The organism is Pectobacterium jejuense, from assembly GCF_026800125.1.
Taxonomy (GTDB): Bacteria; Pseudomonadota; Gammaproteobacteria; order Enterobacterales; family Enterobacteriaceae; genus Pectobacterium; species Pectobacterium jejuense.
On record NZ_JAPQKX010000010.1, the window covers coordinates 30,164 to 45,643 of the forward strand.

Annotated in this window: 16 protein-coding genes; all 16 read left to right on the forward strand. The window is 53.1% G+C overall.

Annotated features, from left to right (window positions below):
• Nucleotides 1-210: 210 nt before the first annotated feature.
• The 16 genes from glmU to NXT09_RS17620 all read left to right on the forward strand — a co-directional run bounded on the left by glmU (nucleotide 211) and on the right by NXT09_RS17620 (nucleotide 15,480).
• The gene (gene glmU, locus NXT09_RS17545) at nucleotides 211-1,581 is read left to right on the forward strand and encodes a bifunctional UDP-N-acetylglucosamine diphosphorylase/glucosamine-1-phosphate N-acetyltransferase GlmU (RefSeq protein ID WP_224072845.1); all 1,371 of its coding nucleotides are present in this window, start codon (nucleotides 211-213) and stop codon (nucleotides 1,579-1,581) included.
• Nucleotides 1,582-1,782: 201 nt separating this feature from the next.
• The gene (gene glmS / locus NXT09_RS17550; protein ID WP_268580719.1) at nucleotides 1,783-3,615 is read left to right on the forward strand and encodes a glutamine--fructose-6-phosphate transaminase (isomerizing); all 1,833 of its coding nucleotides are present in this window, start codon (nucleotides 1,783-1,785) and stop codon (nucleotides 3,613-3,615) included.
• A gap of 266 nt (nucleotides 3,616-3,881) precedes the next feature.
• Nucleotides 3,882-4,271 (forward strand): hypothetical protein, encoded by a 390-nt coding sequence (locus NXT09_RS17555; protein ID WP_205549445.1) that lies wholly within the window; start codon nucleotides 3,882-3,884, stop codon nucleotides 4,269-4,271.
• A 90-nt stretch (nucleotides 4,272-4,361) separates the two neighbouring features.
• Nucleotides 4,362-5,429, forward strand: a complete 1,068-nt coding sequence (locus tag NXT09_RS17560) for an SAM-dependent methyltransferase (protein WP_268580720.1) — start codon at nucleotides 4,362-4,364, stop codon at nucleotides 5,427-5,429.
• Between the two features lie 69 nt (nucleotides 5,430-5,498).
• The gene (locus tag NXT09_RS17565) at nucleotides 5,499-6,227 is read left to right on the forward strand and encodes a beta-ketoacyl synthase chain length factor (RefSeq protein ID WP_268580721.1); all 729 of its coding nucleotides are present in this window, start codon (nucleotides 5,499-5,501) and stop codon (nucleotides 6,225-6,227) included.
• A complete protein-coding gene (locus NXT09_RS17570; RefSeq protein ID WP_268580722.1) occupies nucleotides 6,220-7,008 on the forward strand; it encodes a lysophospholipid acyltransferase family protein in 789 nt (262 codons plus the stop codon). The genes NXT09_RS17565 and NXT09_RS17570 overlap by 8 nt, the downstream gene beginning before the upstream one ends.
• Nucleotides 7,009-7,027: 19 nt before the next feature.
• Entirely contained in the window at nucleotides 7,028-7,294 is a 267-nt protein-coding gene (locus NXT09_RS17575; RefSeq protein WP_205549453.1) for a phosphopantetheine-binding protein, read from the forward strand.
• A 23-nt stretch (nucleotides 7,295-7,317) separates the two neighbouring features.
• Nucleotides 7,318-7,566: an acyl carrier protein gene (locus NXT09_RS17580; RefSeq protein WP_010681454.1), complete on the forward strand. Its 249-nt coding sequence runs from the start codon at nucleotides 7,318-7,320 to the stop codon at nucleotides 7,564-7,566.
• Between the two features lie 15 nt (nucleotides 7,567-7,581).
• Entirely contained in the window at nucleotides 7,582-8,157 is a 576-nt protein-coding gene (locus NXT09_RS17585) for a COG4648 family protein (RefSeq protein WP_268580723.1), read from the forward strand.
• Entirely contained in the window at nucleotides 8,154-9,509 is a 1,356-nt protein-coding gene (locus NXT09_RS17590; RefSeq protein WP_268580724.1) for an AMP-binding protein, read from the forward strand. The genes NXT09_RS17585 and NXT09_RS17590 overlap by 4 nt, the downstream gene beginning before the upstream one ends.
• Nucleotides 9,496-9,885 (forward strand): ApeI family dehydratase, encoded by a 390-nt coding sequence (locus NXT09_RS17595; protein WP_205549459.1) that lies wholly within the window; start codon nucleotides 9,496-9,498, stop codon nucleotides 9,883-9,885. The genes NXT09_RS17590 and NXT09_RS17595 overlap by 14 nt, the downstream gene beginning before the upstream one ends.
• Nucleotides 9,876-11,588 (forward strand): glycosyltransferase family 2 protein, encoded by a 1,713-nt coding sequence (locus tag NXT09_RS17600; RefSeq protein WP_268580725.1) that lies wholly within the window; start codon nucleotides 9,876-9,878, stop codon nucleotides 11,586-11,588. Before NXT09_RS17595 ends, NXT09_RS17600 begins: the two co-directional genes overlap by 10 nt.
• Nucleotides 11,589-11,590: 2 nt before the next feature.
• A complete protein-coding gene (locus tag NXT09_RS17605) occupies nucleotides 11,591-12,013 on the forward strand; it encodes an acyl-CoA thioesterase (RefSeq protein ID WP_010681449.1) in 423 nt (140 codons plus the stop codon).
• Entirely contained in the window at nucleotides 12,010-12,615 is a 606-nt protein-coding gene (locus NXT09_RS17610; protein ID WP_205549463.1) for a LolA family protein, read from the forward strand. The genes NXT09_RS17605 and NXT09_RS17610 overlap by 4 nt, the downstream gene beginning before the upstream one ends.
• Nucleotides 12,587-14,908 carry an MMPL family transporter gene (locus NXT09_RS17615; RefSeq protein WP_268580726.1) on the forward strand — a complete coding sequence of 774 codons (2,322 nt, stop codon included), beginning with the start codon at nucleotides 12,587-12,589 and terminating at the stop codon, nucleotides 14,906-14,908. Before NXT09_RS17610 ends, NXT09_RS17615 begins: the two co-directional genes overlap by 29 nt.
• On the forward strand, nucleotides 14,905-15,480 hold the full coding sequence (locus NXT09_RS17620; RefSeq protein ID WP_268580727.1) for a DUF3261 domain-containing protein: 576 nt from the start codon (nucleotides 14,905-14,907) through the stop codon (nucleotides 15,478-15,480). The genes NXT09_RS17615 and NXT09_RS17620 overlap by 4 nt, the downstream gene beginning before the upstream one ends.

Sequence of the window (15,480 nt, forward strand, 5' to 3'; positions counted from 1 at the left end):
AAACTCTGTGTCATTTCTGTTTAGGTTGAGAGTATGGTGCTTGTATCTTCTTCTCGTGAACATTCGTCGTTTTGAGCGAAATTTTCAGAAAAAACTCACCAAAAAGTATCCGCGTTAAGCATGAGTTTCGGTAAACTCAGGTTATTCATGCCGTAACAGGCTGGTCATTTTATTCTTGCGGAGCGGTGGCTCCGTACTGTCAGGATACTTATGTCAAATAGTGCGATGAGTGTGGTGATCCTTGCTGCGGGTAAAGGAACCCGTATGTATTCCGACCTTCCCAAGGTGCTGCATAAACTGGCGGGTAAACCGATGGTTCAGCACGTTATTGATGCTGCCATGACGACAGGCGCGCAGCACGTTCATCTGGTCTATGGCCACGGAGGCGATTTGCTAAAACGTGAATTGGCCGATCCGGCATTGAACTGGGTATTGCAGGCGGAACAGCTGGGAACCGGGCATGCGATGCAGCAAGCCGCGCCTCATTTTGCTGATGATGAAGATATCTTGATGTTGTATGGCGATGTGCCGCTGATTTCATCGCAAACGCTGGGGCGTTTACGTGAGGCTAAGCCGCAGGGTGGTATCGGCCTGTTGACGGTGAAGCTGGACGATCCGACGGGCTATGGGCGAATTGTGCGTGAAAACGGTGCTGTTGTCGGGATCGTCGAGCACAAAGATGCCAGCGAAGAACAGCGCCAGATTAACGAGATCAATACCGGTATTCTGATCGCGAACGGCAAGGATCTGAAGCGTTGGTTAAGCCAGTTGAATAACAACAATGCACAGGGTGAGTTTTACATCACCGATATTATTGCGATGGCAGCGGAAGAAGGTCAGCGTGTCGAAGCGGTCCATCCTGAGCGACTGAGCGAAGTTGAGGGCGTCAATAATCGCCTGCAACTGTCGGCGCTGGAGCGGGTTTATCAGCGTGAACAGGCAGACAAGCTGCTGCTGGCCGGTGTGATGCTGCTCGATCCGGCACGATTTGATCTGCGTGGCGAGCTGGCTCATGGTCGCGATGTGGTGATTGATGTCAATGTTGTCGTGGAAGGCAATGTTAAGCTGGGTAACCGGGTGAAAATCGGTGCTGGCTGTGTGATCAAAAACTGCATCATTGGCGATGACAGTGAGATCAGCCCTTACTCTGTGTTGGAAGACGCGGTGTTAGAAGCAGAATGTACCGTTGGCCCATTTGCCCGCTTGCGTCCAGGCTCAGAACTGGCCGAGGGCGCGCATGTCGGCAACTTTGTCGAATTGAAAAAAGCGCGTTTAGGTAAAGGATCAAAAGCGGGTCACCTTAGCTATTTGGGTGATGCGGATATCGGTTCCGGTGTTAATATTGGCGCGGGAACGATCACCTGTAATTATGACGGCGCGAATAAACATAAAACGGTTATTGGTGACGATGTATTTGTCGGTTCGGATAGCCAACTGGTGGCACCCGTTAGCGTTGCCAGCGGTGCGACTATCGGCGCGGGAACGACGGTTACGCGCGATGTGGCAGAGAATGAGCTGGTGGTCGGTCGCGTGAAGCAACGGCATATTTCCGGCTGGCAGCGTCCGGTGAAAAAGAAATAATATTTAATGCCTCCGCATAGGGCGGAGGCGGTTTTGTCCTGTGCTTTGGCCGATCCCTCTGCGGAGTCGATCCCAGAGTGCAGAACAAAACATAATAATCCCCAACTCTCTACAAGGCTCGGGGAGCCCGGAAAAACCGGAATAATCAGGTCTAAGACATCCCTGGTGACACAATATGTCACTTTTATAGGAATACCATCGATGTGTGGAATTGTAGGCGCAGTTGCGCAACGTGATGTTGCTGAAATTTTGTTGGAAGGTTTACGCCGTCTTGAGTACCGCGGCTATGACTCTGCGGGGTTGGCGGTTGTTGACAGCGAAGGACATGTCGCCCGTTTGCGCCGTCTGGGGAAAGTGCAGGTGCTGTCTCAGGCAGCCGAAGAGCATGAACTGCACGGCGGTACCGGCATCGCCCATACCCGTTGGGCAACGCACGGCGAACCTTCTGAAGAGAACGCACACCCGCATGTTTCTGAACATATCACTATCGTTCATAACGGCATTATCGAGAACCACGAGCCGCTGCGCGAACTGCTGATCGGCCGCGGCTATCGCTTTGTCTCCGAAACCGATACGGAAGTGGTTGCCCATCTGGTTCATTTCGAACAGCAGCAGAATGGCGGAACGCTGGTTGAAATCGTTAAGCGCGTGATCCCACAGCTGCGCGGTGCGTATGGCATGGTGGTGTTGGATAACCGTGACCCAAGCGTATTGGTTGCCGCTCGTTCTGGTAGCCCGCTGGTGATTGGCCGTGGTGTCGGAGAGAACTTTATTGCCTCCGATCAGCTGGCGTTGCTGCCTGTGACGCGTCGCTTTATGTTCCTGGAAGAAGGCGACATCGCAGAAATCACCCGTCGTGATGTGCGCGTGTTTGATAAATCAGGTCAGCTTGCCGCACGTGAAGAAATTGAATCAAAAGTGAATTACGATGCTGGTGACAAAGGCGCGTATCGTCACTACATGCAGAAAGAAATCTACGAACAGCCGATGGCAATCAAGAACACCCTTGAAGGGCGTTTCAGCCATGGTGAGATCAATCTGTCTGAGTTAGGCCCGAAAGCGGATGAGCTGCTGGCGAAGGTTGAACACGTTCAGATCATTGCCTGCGGCACATCCTACAATTCCGGTATGGTTTCCCGTTACTGGTTTGAATCACTGGCTGGTATTCCGTGCGACGTGGAGATTGCTTCCGAATTCCGCTATCGCAAGCCTGCCGTGCGTAAGAACAGCCTGATGATTACCCTGTCTCAGTCCGGTGAAACGGCGGATACGCTGGCAGCACTGCGTTTGTCCAAAGAGCTGGGCTATCTGGGATCGCTGGCTATCTGTAACGTTGCGGGCTCCTCGCTGGTGCGTGAATCCGATCTGGCGCTGATGACCAAAGCGGGTGTAGAGATTGGCGTGGCCTCGACCAAAGCCTTCACCACTCAGCTTACCGTTCTGCTGATGCTGGTGGCTCGCGTTGGCCGCCTGCGCGGTATGGATGCGCAGATTGAGCATGACATCGTTCATGGTTTGCAGGCGCTGCCAGCGCGTATTGAGCAGATGCTGTCTCAGGACAAGCTCATCGAAGCTCTGGCAGAAGGTTTCTCTGACAAGCACCATGCGCTGTTCCTCGGCCGTGGCGATCAGTACCCGATCGCGATGGAGGGGGCGCTGAAGCTGAAAGAGATCTCTTATATTCACGCGGAAGCCTATGCGGCAGGCGAGCTGAAACACGGCCCGCTGGCGCTGATTGATGCGGATATGCCGGTTGTCGTCGTGGCACCGAACAACGAACTGTTGGAAAAATTGAAATCCAACATCGAAGAAGTGCGGGCGCGCGGCGGTGAGCTGTATGTCTTCGCTGATGAAGATGCGGGTTTCACCAGCAGCGAAAATATGAAGATTATTCCACTGCCGCATATCGAAGAAGTGATTGCGCCAATCTTCTATACGGTGCCGTTGCAGCTGCTGTCTTATCACGTCGCGCTGATTAAAGGCACCGATGTCGATCAGCCACGTAACCTGGCGAAATCCGTTACGGTAGAGTAACTTTCCGGTATTTTTTCGTTACGATCGTCCGCCTTATGTCGCAAAGCATAAGGCGGATTTTTTTATATCCATTTTTTAATTGTGATTATTGTTCTGCCTCACACTACAGATATCTGTGTGCTGAAAACCTGAGGCAGGGAACCATGTTTCTTTTGTCAGGTTATCTCTATTTTGTGTAAAATAGTTTTAATGATGCATTAATTTTACATCTTGCATCAGAAACGAATTCTTTTTTGGCAGTGATGTTTTTGTTTGATAGGGATTTTATGAAAAAACAGATTATTTTCGCCGCTTTAGTCTCTGTTCTTATATTGACGGGTTGTGCTGAGCGTACGGTTCCGGTAGCGAATGTGACACAGTCCATCACTGGGCAGCACACCACTGAACAGGTAAAGAATGCCATTATTGAAGCAGGGCAAAAGCGTAAGTGGGCGATGACTCAGGCTTACGCCGGTGCGATTGATGGTCGTCTGGTTCAGCGTAGCCATGTGGCAAATGTTCGCATTACCTATTCGCAAACCAGTTATTCCATTAGCTATGTTGGAAGTGAGAATTTGTTGGCGGGAGGTGGGAAGATTCACCGAAATTATAATAATTGGATAAAAAATCTGGATCATGAAATTCAATTAACACTTGCCGGTCAACAGATTAAATAATTTTAATAGTCGGATATCTCCATTGTTATCCGACTCTATTTTTTGTTGTTCTTTTCTGATCGTTTTTGTCCGACCTCAAGGGAAAAGTCAGTGTATTACGGATATGACAAAGATAATGTCAGCGCGCTGGATGCTATTACTGAAGCGCAGCGAATTGCGTTTGCTCCCATGCTGTTTCAGGCGGCTATCAATCTGCGTAACCACGGTATTTTAGATTTTCTGGATAAGCGCGGTCATCAGGGCGCAAATCTCGATGACATTGTTGCCATTACCTCATTAAATCGTTACGCCGTTGAACTGCTGCTGGATGTTGGGCTGAGTGGCCGCATTATTATCCAGAAAGAGGAAACCTACGCGCTGGCTAAAATTGGTCATTATCTGCTCCATGACCGCATGACGCGCGTCAACATGGATTTTACTCAGGATGTTTGTTATCAGGGGATGTTTTACCTTGATGAGGCGTTGGCAAAAAATGAACCCTCTGGATTAAAAGTCTTTGGTGAGTGGCCGACAATATATCCAGCGTTAAGCCAACTGCCGCCGCAGGCAAAGTCGAGTTGGTTTGCGTTCGATCATTTCTATTCAGATACCGCATTTGATGCTGCCTTGCCGCATGTCTTCCAGCTAAAGCCAAAACATCTCTACGATGTCGGCGGGAATACCGGTAAATGGGCCATGCGCTGCTATGACTACGATCGTGATGTGAACATGACGATTTTGGATTTGCCGGAGCAAATTGCGCTGGCGACAGAAAATATTGCAGAAGCAGGGAAATCTGATCGTATTAAGGGCTGTGCTGTCGATATGCTCTCCGATTGCCCGTTGCCGGGTGAAGCGGATATATGGTGGATGAGCCAATTCCTCGACTGTTTTAGTGAAGAACAAATCGTGGCTATCTTGCGTAAAATCGCCGGCGTGATGAAGCCAGATGCCAGAGTCTGTATTTTGGAAATTTTTTGGGATCGTCAGCGGTGGGAAGCTGGTGCTTTTAGCCTGAATGCTTCTTCGCTCTACTTTACCTGTCTTGCCAATGGGACCAGCCGTTTCTATGCCGCCAGACGATTTTTACCTTTAGTAGAGCAGGCTGGATTTGTCGTTGAAAATCAAATCGATAATATTGGCGTGGGTCACACGCTGCTGATCTGTAAAAAGCGATAATAAAATAGCGGACGTAAACGGGAAATAGCAGCGATAACGCCGAAATAGGTCGGACTGGAAGAAGGCAGTATGAGATTAGCATTTTCAATCATTGATTGGCAGGCCAGCGCGCCGGGCCTCAGCAGCGCGGACGATTGGCTGAATTGGTCGCGGGTATCTGCTGCGATCAATGCCGAGCAAACTTTGGATAAATGTCGACATTTACCCATGATGATGGCTCGTCGCCTCAATCAAGGGAGCCGTTTGGCGGTCGATAGCGGGTTAGCGCTACTGCGTCGCCAGTCGGTGGATGCCATTGTCTTCACCTCGCGCCACGGCGAGCTGGAACGCAACCTGAATATCCTGAAGGCGCTGTCAGAAAATGAGAACATTTCTCCTACTGATTTTGCAATGTCGGTACACAACGCGGCAGTGGGAAGCCTGACGATTACGGCGAAAGCCCCGCTGGTTTCTACGTCGATTGCCGCAGGAATGGACTCTTTCCAGCAAGGCCTTATCGAAGTAAAGGCATTACAGGCCGCGGGATACCGCAATATTCTATTGGTTGATTTTGATGGTGCGATCCCTGATTTCTACCACCCACATGTTTCGGCAGATATGCCTGGTTACCCCTACGCTGTCGCCCTAGTGTTAGGGGATGGTGATGACATGGTGTGTGAATCGCGACCTCAGGCGGAATCTCACAGCGGTGATTCACCACAAAGCCTGTTGTTCTTGCAGGCTTTTCTTGCCGAGAAGCCGAGTTTTTCCCTACCAGGCGAACGCGTTGACTGGGCGTGGGAGAGAAGGGATGTCTGAGTCATCGCTGGTGCTTCGTTCTTCGACTTATCTGAATCGTTTATGGCGATTAATGATGACCGGCGCGTGTTTTGCCATGTTTGGCGTTGGCGGTTTACTGCTTTCTCTGGTGTGGTTCAATGTGTTGCTGATTCAGCGTGATACCACCCGCCGCCGCCAGCTGGCTCGCCGCAGCATTTCCGCCAGCTTCCGCTTTTTTTTATGCAGTGCCCGCAAATTAGGGGTGCTGGATTACCGCATTGACGGCATCGAAACCTTACAGCGCGATCGCAGCTGTTTGATTGTCGCCAATCACCCGACGTTAATTGACTATGTTTTGCTGGCATCCGTCATGCCAGATGTCGACTGTCTGGTTAAGGCCGATTTACAGAAAAACCTGTTTTTCCGCGGCGTCATTCGTGCGGCGGATTACCTGCTTAACAGCCAGTCTGATGCGCTATTGCCGGACTGTCAGCGACGGCTTGATAACGGCGATGCGATCATTATTTTTCCTGAAGGCACACGTACGCGTTATGGCGAACCCCTTGTTCTGCAACGCGGTGCCGCAAATATTGCGGTGCGTTGCGGCTGTGATTTGCGGGTCGTGCATATTCGCTGTAGCCAAAAAACATTGGGAAAACAAAGTCGCTGGTATCACATTCCGCCTGAAAAACCGTGTTTCACGGTGAGCGTACGCGAACGCATCAATAACGACACTTTTATGGCGCCTGAAGAGGCGCGATCCTTGGCGGCTCGCCGTTTGAACCGCCTTTTGCAGCAATCTTTAACACCAGAAAGCTGATCACCATTTGGAAATACATATGGAAAGTATGTTTGTTGAAATCAAAGAGATGATTATCGACTCTCTTAATCTTGAAGATATCAGCGTTGATGAAATAGAAACGGACGCCCCGCTTTTTGGCGATGGCCTTGGTCTGGATTCTATCGATGCGCTTGAGCTGGGATTAGCGGTAAAAAACCGTTATGGCGTCGTGCTTTCTGCGGAAAGTGAAGAGGTACGCCAACACTTCTTTTCCGTTGCAACCCTTGCAGCTTTTATCAACACTCAGCGCGCCGTGAGTGCCTGATAGTAAAATAAAATGAGTTGATGATGGATAAAAACGAAATTTATCAGGAAATTACAGGCTTACTGGTCAAGCTGTTTGAACTGGATGCTGATGATATCAAACCTGAATCCCGCCTCTATGAAGATCTTGAGCTAGATAGCATCGATGCGGTGGATATGGTGGTTCACCTGCAAAAACGCATCGGGCGCAAAATATCGCCGGAAATTTTTAAATCTGTGCGTACCGTGCAGGATGTGGTTGATGCGGTAGAAAGCCTGCTCCGTGAAGGTTGATGAGTTCGCCAAGTGATGCGTGTGCTGATAAGTAGTCTGAACATCTTAATGACGCTCGCCTGGCCTTTTCTGGCCTGGTTTAGCATCACACACCCTGAGCATCGTTGGCTACTCGCGGTATTGGCACTGATGTTTGTTCTGCGTTTCGTTACGTTGCGTGATGCAAACAATTTATTTGAAAACAAGGCATTCAAAGGGACGGCCCTGTGGCTGGCCGCGGCTGGGGTGGTGCTTTCCGTTGCCAGTTTATTACTGCGCGATGGCGGTTGGCTGCTGTGGTATCCCGTTGCGGTAAATAGCGTCATGTTGATGCTGTTTGGTGGCTCGCTCTATAGCGGTATGCCGATTGTAGAGCGCCTTGCCCGCCTTCGGGAACCGGAACTCCCCGTTCAGGCTATTGCCTATACGCGGCGTGTGACGAAAGTCTGGTGTTGGTTTTTTATTTTTAACGGCAGTATCGCCGTGCTGACCTGTCTTGTCGGCAATCTTCATTGGTGGACGTTATGGAACGGCGTGATCAGCTATGTGCTTATGGGGTTGTTGATGGGGGGAGAGTGGTTGATACGCCAGCGTCTGAGGAAGCGCGTATGAACGGGTCGACTGTCCGCGCCGTCAATGACTGGCTGGCGGGAAATGATTCCCTTCAGCGCATTGTTGCCAGTAATGGTGCCAGTACGTTTACGCTGGGATCGTTGAAAGCGCAGGTGATCGCACTTTGTCAGCAGCTAAGTCTGCGACAGGAGACGCGTTGGGCGCTGTGTTTTGAAGACAGCTACCGCTTCACTATCGGGCTTCTGGCTGCTCTTCATGCAGGAAAAACCCCGGTCATCCCCGGCCACTGTCGCCAATCCGTATTAGAAGAACAGGCGGATGAATTTGACGGGGTGCTGACCGATGTGTCCCTGCATCTGGATTGTCCGGTGTTTGCTCTGACGGCAGATACGGAGAGCGTCGCGGATGCCGTGTTGCCCCCCATACCGGATGATGCCTGCGTTGTGTTATTCACGTCAGGCTCCACCGGCAAGCCTCGTCAGATTGTTAAACCGGTACGCTGTCTGGATGAAGAGTCGCGTTGGCTGGCGGAACGCTGGGGCACACGCTTGCAAGGCTGTGATGTGATCGCTTCCGTTACCCACCAGCATTTATATGGGCTGACGTTTCGCATCTGGCTGCCGATGGCGCTGGGGCTGCGCTTTGATAGCCGCCAACTGCTTTATACCGAACAACTTACTTCACAACAGCATCAGCGGCGTTACGTGTTTATCAGCAGCCCGGCATTCTTACGTCGCATCGATCGTGCGCTTCCTGCTCCCTTGTGTTCGTTAATCGTCTCTGCGGGGGGAACCTTGCCCTGGCTGCATGCTGAAGCGGCAGCGGCGTGGTTTAGGCAGCCCGTCAATGAGATATACGGCAGTACAGAAACGGGTGTTTTAGCATGGCGCTCGCGCGAGACGGATACCGTACCGTGGCAGCTATTCCCCGGTGTGTCACTGCGGCGCGATGAACAAGATAACTGGTGGGCGCAGTCGGCGCTGATTCCACATGTTCTGGGGCATAAGCTGGATGATCGACTGGCGTTTGATGACGCGGGGCATTTTCAGCTGTGTGGCCGACACGACCGCGTGGTGAAGATCGAAGATAAGCGTATTTCGCTAAGTGAGATAGAACGGCGTTTACTCGATCTGCCCGACATTGCTGATGCGGTTGCGCTTCAGGTGACGCGCCCGGAGCGGAGCGGTATTGGCGTGGTACTGGTGCTGAATATTCCCGATAAGGCCGATGACTTACCGAATTTGAAACGCCAATGGCGGCATGAATTGCAAAAATGGCTGGAGCCGTTAGCGATGCCGCGTTTCTGGCGCATCGTCGACGTTATTCCCCACAATAGCCAGAGTAAACGCGCCTGGCCGCAGATACAGGAATTGTTTCATGTTGCCCGTTGAGCTTGTCCGGCACGATGTAAAAAAGACGGATGAAACGTCTCAGATCGAATTGATGCTACAGGCTGATCCTGAACTGTTCTGGTTCAAGGGTCACTTTACGGGTCAGCCGCTGTTGCCTGGTGTGGCACAGCTGGATTGGGTCATGCATTACGCAACGACGGTGCTGGCGCAAGGGTGGACGTTTTTGTCCATTGAGAACATTAAATTCCAGCAGCCGATTTTGCCCGGCAAAACGCTGCGTCTGGTGCTGACATGGCATACCGGAAAGCAACAGCTGACCTTTAGCTACACCATTCTGGATGGCGAGACTGAGCGCACGGCCAGCAGCGGGAAAATAAAGCTCACGCCGATGATGGAAGATCGCCCATGTCAGTAAATGGCGCCTTCTCGCCCTGCGTGGTAATCCCTTGTTATAACCACGGTGCCATGATGGCATCGGTGTTGGCGCGTTTGGCACCGCTAGCGCTGCCCGTTTTCATTGTTGATGATGGAAGCGATACGGCAACGCAACACGTTCTCGCTCAACTGGCCGCGGAAAATGACGGCGTGACGCTGATTCGGCTGGCGCACAACAGCGGCAAAGGTGCGGCGGTGATTCGTGGCATCGAAGCCGCAGCGCAGGCTGGCTTTAGCCATGCTTTACAGGTTGATGCCGACGGGCAGCATCAGATTGAAGATGCACCGCTTCTGCTGGATGAGGCGAAAACGCACCCGCATTGTCTGATTTCCGGTCGACCGCGTTACGATGCCTCTGTACCGAAATCACGGCTTTACGGGCGCTATGTCACCCATGTTTGGGTCTGGATTGAAACGCTATCTCTCTCCATCAAGGACAGCATGTGCGGTTTCCGTGTCTATCCGGTTGCCGCCACGGTCTCTCTTCTTTCACGAAAGTCTCTCGGTCACCGTATGGATTTCGATACGGAAATTATGGTGCGTCTGTATTGGGCGGGAACGCCTAGCCGCTTTATTGAAACGGCGGTGACGTATCCAGAAAACGGCCTGTCTCATTTCGATGCGCTACACGATAACCTGCGGATTTCCTGGATGCATACCCGTCTGTTTTTCGGCATGCTTCCGCGCATTCCCGTGCTGCTGATGCGGCAACGTCAGCAACACTGGGCTGGCGTGTCTGAACGCAAGGGCCTGCTCGGTATGCGGTTCATGCTGGCGATATATCAACGGTTAGGTCGCGGGGTATTTACGCTGTTTCTCTGGCCTGTGATTGCGTTTTACTGGCTGACTGGCCGTACCGCGCGTCAGGCGTCTCAGTCATGGCTGCGGCAAATCGGGGATTATGCGCATCAGCACGATATCACGCTGCCTAAACCGCTCAACAGCTATCACCATTTCCTCCGTTTTGGTCAGGCGATGCTGGATAAAATCGCCAGCTGGCGCGGCGATCTGCACTGGGGCCGCGATATTGATTTTGCCCCCGGTGCTCTGCAAACCATTGAACAAAGCAGACAGAAAGGGCAACTGATTCTGGCTTCACACCTCGGCGATATCGAGGTGTGTCGGGCGCTGGCGCAGCAGGTGAGTGGACTGGTGATTAACGCGCTGGTGTTTACTGAAAATTCCCAGCGTTTTAAGCAGATACTGGAAGAGATCGCCCCGCAGGCTGGTGTGAACCTTATTCCTGTCAGCGACATCGGGCCGGATACCGCCATCATGCTGCAAGAAAAGCTGGATGCCGGCGAATGGGTGGCGATTGTCGGCGATCGCACAGCGGTCAATCGTCAGCGTGGCGGTGTACGACGCGTGGTGTGGAGCCCATTTTTGGGAAAAGAAGCGCCTTTTCCTCAAGGGCCTTTTATTCTGGCGGCGGCGCTGCGTTGCCCTGTGCTGCTGATGTTTGTCATTCGCGAGCAGAAAAAGCTGCGCGTCTACTGCGAACCCTTTGCCGATAGCATTGCGTTGCCGCGTCCAACCCGACAGCAGGCCTTACAGCAGATCGTCGATCGCTATGCCGAACGGCTGGCGCACTATGCGCTGAAATCTCCGCTCGACTGGTTTAATTTTTTTGATTTCTGGAGCCTGCCTGATGATGACGGCCAAGCTGCTGGGAAAAAGGAGTAAGGGTGCTAAACGATTCTCGCTTAAGCCATGAAGTTGAACTGACGGTGTCTTTCCATGATTGCGACCCGATGGGCGTGGTGTGGCATGGTAACTATTTTCGTTTTTTCGAAGTGGCGCGCGAGGCGCTGCTGAGCAAATTTAACTATGGCTATCGTGAAATGCAGGCCTCTGGCTATGTGTGGCCTGTGGTCGATACGCGGGTGAAATACCGTGCGGCGCTGACTTACGAACAGCGTATACGCATTCGCGCCACTATCGAGGAAGTCGAGAATCGTTTGCGCATCGCCTACCAGATTTTCGATGCTGAAAGCGGCCAACGTGCCACGACGGGCTATACGATTCAGGTCGCGGTACAGGAAGGATGCCGCGAGCTGAGTTTTGTTTCTCCCCCCATTTTGTTTGAGCGCCTTGGAGTGACGCCATGATACGACTGATTGTCGCAGTTTTTGTGCTGTTGAGCGGTGTGGCGCAGGCCGTTACGCTGGATGATTTACAACAGCGGTTCAGTAGCCAGCCTGTTGTGCGGGCTGATTTCACCCAACTGCGTGAAATAAAAGGCATGGCAAAGCCGTTGAAATCCAGCGGACAACTGCTGATCGCGCAGGACAAAGGGCTGTGGTGGCATCAGGCCACGCCGTTTCCGCTGACGATGGTGTTGGATGAAACGCGTATGGTTCAGGTGATGAACGGACAAGCGCCGCAGATCGTCACAGCGGAAAGCAATCCGCAGATGTTTCAGTTTAACCACCTGTTACGCGCCTTGTTTCAGGCCGATCGCCTCGTATTAGAGCAGAATTTTTCCATCGATTTTACCGATCTCGGCAAGCAGCAGTGGAAACTGGTGCTGACGCCCAAAACGTCGCCGTTAGATAAATTGTTTAACTCGATTACGCTGAACGGCGGTGAATTTCTTGACGGCATTGCGCTGGATGACCGCCAGGGCGACATGACCCGAATTACGCTGAACAATCAGCGGATCGAACCCCGGATGTTGAGTGATGATGAGCAACAGCGTTTCGTTTTCTGACGGCATTCGTCGCGCGGCGCGGGTTTGGATTGGCTGCTGTGTCGTGCTGATCGCCGCGCTGGCGCTGTTGCTGCCGAAGGCGCAGATCAACAGTAGCGTATTGGCGCTACTGCCCAAGCAGTCGATGGGCGCACTTCCTCCTGAGCTACAGCAAGGCTTTATGCAGCGCCTCGATCGGCAAATGGTGTGGCTGGTGACGCCGGGCAAGCAGGCGGATCCTGCGGTCGCGGACTGGTGGCTGAAACACCTGCGTGCGCTTCCCGATCTACAGCAGGTTAATGGCCCTATTGATGCCGAACAGCAGCAGCGATGGGGGAAATTCGTTTTTGAACATCGCAATGGTCTGGTCGATCCCGTCACGCGCGCGCGGTTGGAGAATGGCGGCGCGGCGCAGGCCGATTGGGTGCTGGCACAGCTTTATTCCGCGTTTGCTGGCGTGAGCGGCAAGGAGTTAAATCACGACCCTTTGATGCTGGTGCGCGGATCTCAATTGGCGTTGCAGCAAAATGCCAACCAGTTGGGGCTGTCACAAGGCTGGTTAACGGTAAAAGACGCGCAAGGCCGCACCTGGTATTTCCTGCACGGCGAGCTTAGCACCGGCTCATTTGACATGGCGCGTAACCAGCAACTGGTTGATAAACTCGGTGTCCTTGAGCGCGATCTCAAGGCCGCATTCCCTGATGCCGAGGTGCTCACTCGCGGGACGGTACTGTTCAGCAACTACGCCAGCCAACAGGCCAGACAGGATGTGTCTACTCTCGGCGTCGCCACGGTGGCGGGCGTTCTGCTGCTGATCTTCTTTGTGTTTCGTTCACCGCGCCCGCTGTTGCTATGTGGATTATCGGTGGGCATCGGTGCGCTGGCAGGTACGGTCTTTACCCTGCTGCTGTTCGGTGAGCTGCATTTGATGACGCTGGTGATGAGTATCAGCATCGTCGGGATTTCAGCGGATTATACGCTCTATTATTTGACCGAACGGATGGTGCACGGCGGCCATGTTTCGGCGATGGAAAGCCTGAAAAAGGTGCTGCCCGCGCTTCTGCTTGCGCTGGGTACGGCGGTGGTGGCCTACCTGATCATGGCGCTGGCTCCGTTCCCCGGCCTACAGCAGCTGGCGGTGTTCGCCGCAACCGGGCTGACAGCCTCCTGTCTGACAGTGGTGTGCTGGTATCCTTTTCTGGTTAAGGGACTGCCGGTCAGACCCGTTCCCGCGATGGTGCTGATGGGGCGCTGGCTGGCTGCGTGGCGGCGTCAGCGTGTCGTACGTTTCGGGATCCCACTGGCACTGCTGGTGCTTTCTGTCGTGGGGCTGCTGCGGCTGGAGGTCAATGATGATATCTCCCAGCTACAGGCGCTGCCGCAGGATTTGATGCAGCAAGAGCGGCAGTTGACGGCATTAACGGGACAGAGTGCCGATCAAACCTGGTTCGTGGTCTACGGCGACAGCGCAGAAGAGACATTGCTGCGTCTGGAACAGCTCGCGCCTAAACTGCGTGACGCGCAGCAACAGGCGTGGCTAAAGCAGTATCGGCTGCTGCCGCTTTCTTCTCAGGCTCAGCAACAGCGCGATAGTCAGCTTATTGCATCGGCCGCGCCTGTGGTTATCGAGCGTCTTAAAGACACGGGGGTTGATGTGGCCATGCCGGATCTACAACCGATGCCGGTCACGCCGGAGCGCTGGCTCGATAGTCCGATAAGTGAAGGGTGGAGGCTGCTGTGGCTGACGTTACCCAATGGGAAAAGCGGTGTTCTGGTTCCAGTCAGCGGCGTGAGCGATAGCGCTGCGCTGGGACAGATGGCTAAAACGCTATCGGGCGTGGAGTGGATCGACAGAAAAGGGACATTCGATGCCCTGTTCGGTTTCTATCGCGTCATGCTGGGATGGTTGCTGGCGGCTGCGCTGGTCGTGATTGCGCTGAGCTACGTGATCCGGCTTGGGCTGCGTCGTGGCGTCATCAATGTGGTGCCGTCGGTGCTGTCGCTGGGCGGTGGACTGGCGGTGCTGGCGTTGAGCGGTCATTCGCTGAACCTGTTCTCATTGCTGGCGCTGGTTTTGGTGCTGGGTATTGGCATCAATTACACGCTGTTTTTCAGCAATCCACGCGGTACGCCGATGACTTCGCTGCTGGCAGTAACGCTGGCGATGTGCGTCGCCTTGCTGACGCTGGGTATGCTGGTTTTCAGCAGCACTCAGGCCATTAGCAGCTTCGGGATTGTGCTTTGTAGCGGTATTTTTATCGCCTTCTTGCTGGCGCCTCTGGCGTTGCCTGATTCAAAAGGGAAACGAAAATGACATTATTGCGACGTGGGCTTCTGCTTATTGGCGTGCTGCTACTCAGCAGCTGTGCCAGCAAACAGCATGATGATAATCGTCCACAGGCGTGGCTCAAACCGGGTGTGAAAGTCACTCTACCCGCCCCCGCGTTTACTCCGTCGGTCAACGAACAGCAACTGCTGACGGGAACCTTTGACGGTAAGCAGCAATCGCTGCTGGTGATGTTGAGTGCCGATGATAAGCAGCTTTCACTGGTCGGGCTTTCCTCTATCGGTATTCGTCTGTTTAAGGTCACCTACGATGCGCAGGGTGTTCATACGGAACAGTCCATCGTCCTGCCGCAGCTGCCGCCAGCCAGTCAGGTTCTGGCGGATATCATGCTGAGCCACTGGCCGATTGCCGTGTGGCAGACGCAGCTACCAGCCGGTTGGATGCTGAAAGATAGCGATGACAAGAGACAGCTGCGTGACGATCGCGGCACGCTGATTACGGAAATTCGCTATATGACGCGGAATAACCAGCGTGTGCCGATGAGCGTTCAGCAATTCGTCTTTGGTTATCACATCGTGATTCAACATCTGGATAGCTAG

What these genes read in the sequence shown, in the direction of transcription:
- NXT09_RS17570 (WP_268580722.1), top strand. Translation starts at nt 6,220, where the DNA reads ATGTCTGAGTCATCGCTGGTGCTTCGTTCTTCGACTTATCTGAATCGT.
- NXT09_RS17610 (WP_205549463.1), top strand. Translation starts at nt 12,010, where the DNA reads ATGATACGACTGATTGTCGCAGTTTTTGTGCTGTTGAGCGGTGTGGCG.
- glmS (WP_268580719.1), top strand. Translation starts at nt 1,783, where the DNA reads ATGTGTGGAATTGTAGGCGCAGTTGCGCAACGTGATGTTGCTGAAATT.
- NXT09_RS17620 (WP_268580727.1), top strand. Translation starts at nt 14,905, where the DNA reads ATGACATTATTGCGACGTGGGCTTCTGCTTATTGGCGTGCTGCTACTC.
- NXT09_RS17600 (WP_268580725.1), top strand. Translation starts at nt 9,876, where the DNA reads ATGTCAGTAAATGGCGCCTTCTCGCCCTGCGTGGTAATCCCTTGTTAT.
- NXT09_RS17565 (WP_268580721.1), top strand. Translation starts at nt 5,499, where the DNA reads ATGAGATTAGCATTTTCAATCATTGATTGGCAGGCCAGCGCGCCGGGC.
- NXT09_RS17595 (WP_205549459.1), top strand. Translation starts at nt 9,496, where the DNA reads ATGTTGCCCGTTGAGCTTGTCCGGCACGATGTAAAAAAGACGGATGAA.
- glmU (WP_224072845.1), top strand. Translation starts at nt 211, where the DNA reads ATGTCAAATAGTGCGATGAGTGTGGTGATCCTTGCTGCGGGTAAAGGA.
- NXT09_RS17580 (WP_010681454.1), top strand. Translation starts at nt 7,318, where the DNA reads ATGGATAAAAACGAAATTTATCAGGAAATTACAGGCTTACTGGTCAAG.
- NXT09_RS17590 (WP_268580724.1), top strand. Translation starts at nt 8,154, where the DNA reads ATGAACGGGTCGACTGTCCGCGCCGTCAATGACTGGCTGGCGGGAAAT.
- NXT09_RS17555 (WP_205549445.1), top strand. Translation starts at nt 3,882, where the DNA reads ATGAAAAAACAGATTATTTTCGCCGCTTTAGTCTCTGTTCTTATATTG.
- NXT09_RS17615 (WP_268580726.1), top strand. Translation starts at nt 12,587, where the DNA reads ATGATGAGCAACAGCGTTTCGTTTTCTGACGGCATTCGTCGCGCGGCG.
- NXT09_RS17585 (WP_268580723.1), top strand. Translation starts at nt 7,582, where the DNA reads ATGCGTGTGCTGATAAGTAGTCTGAACATCTTAATGACGCTCGCCTGG.
- NXT09_RS17575 (WP_205549453.1), top strand. Translation starts at nt 7,028, where the DNA reads ATGGAAAGTATGTTTGTTGAAATCAAAGAGATGATTATCGACTCTCTT.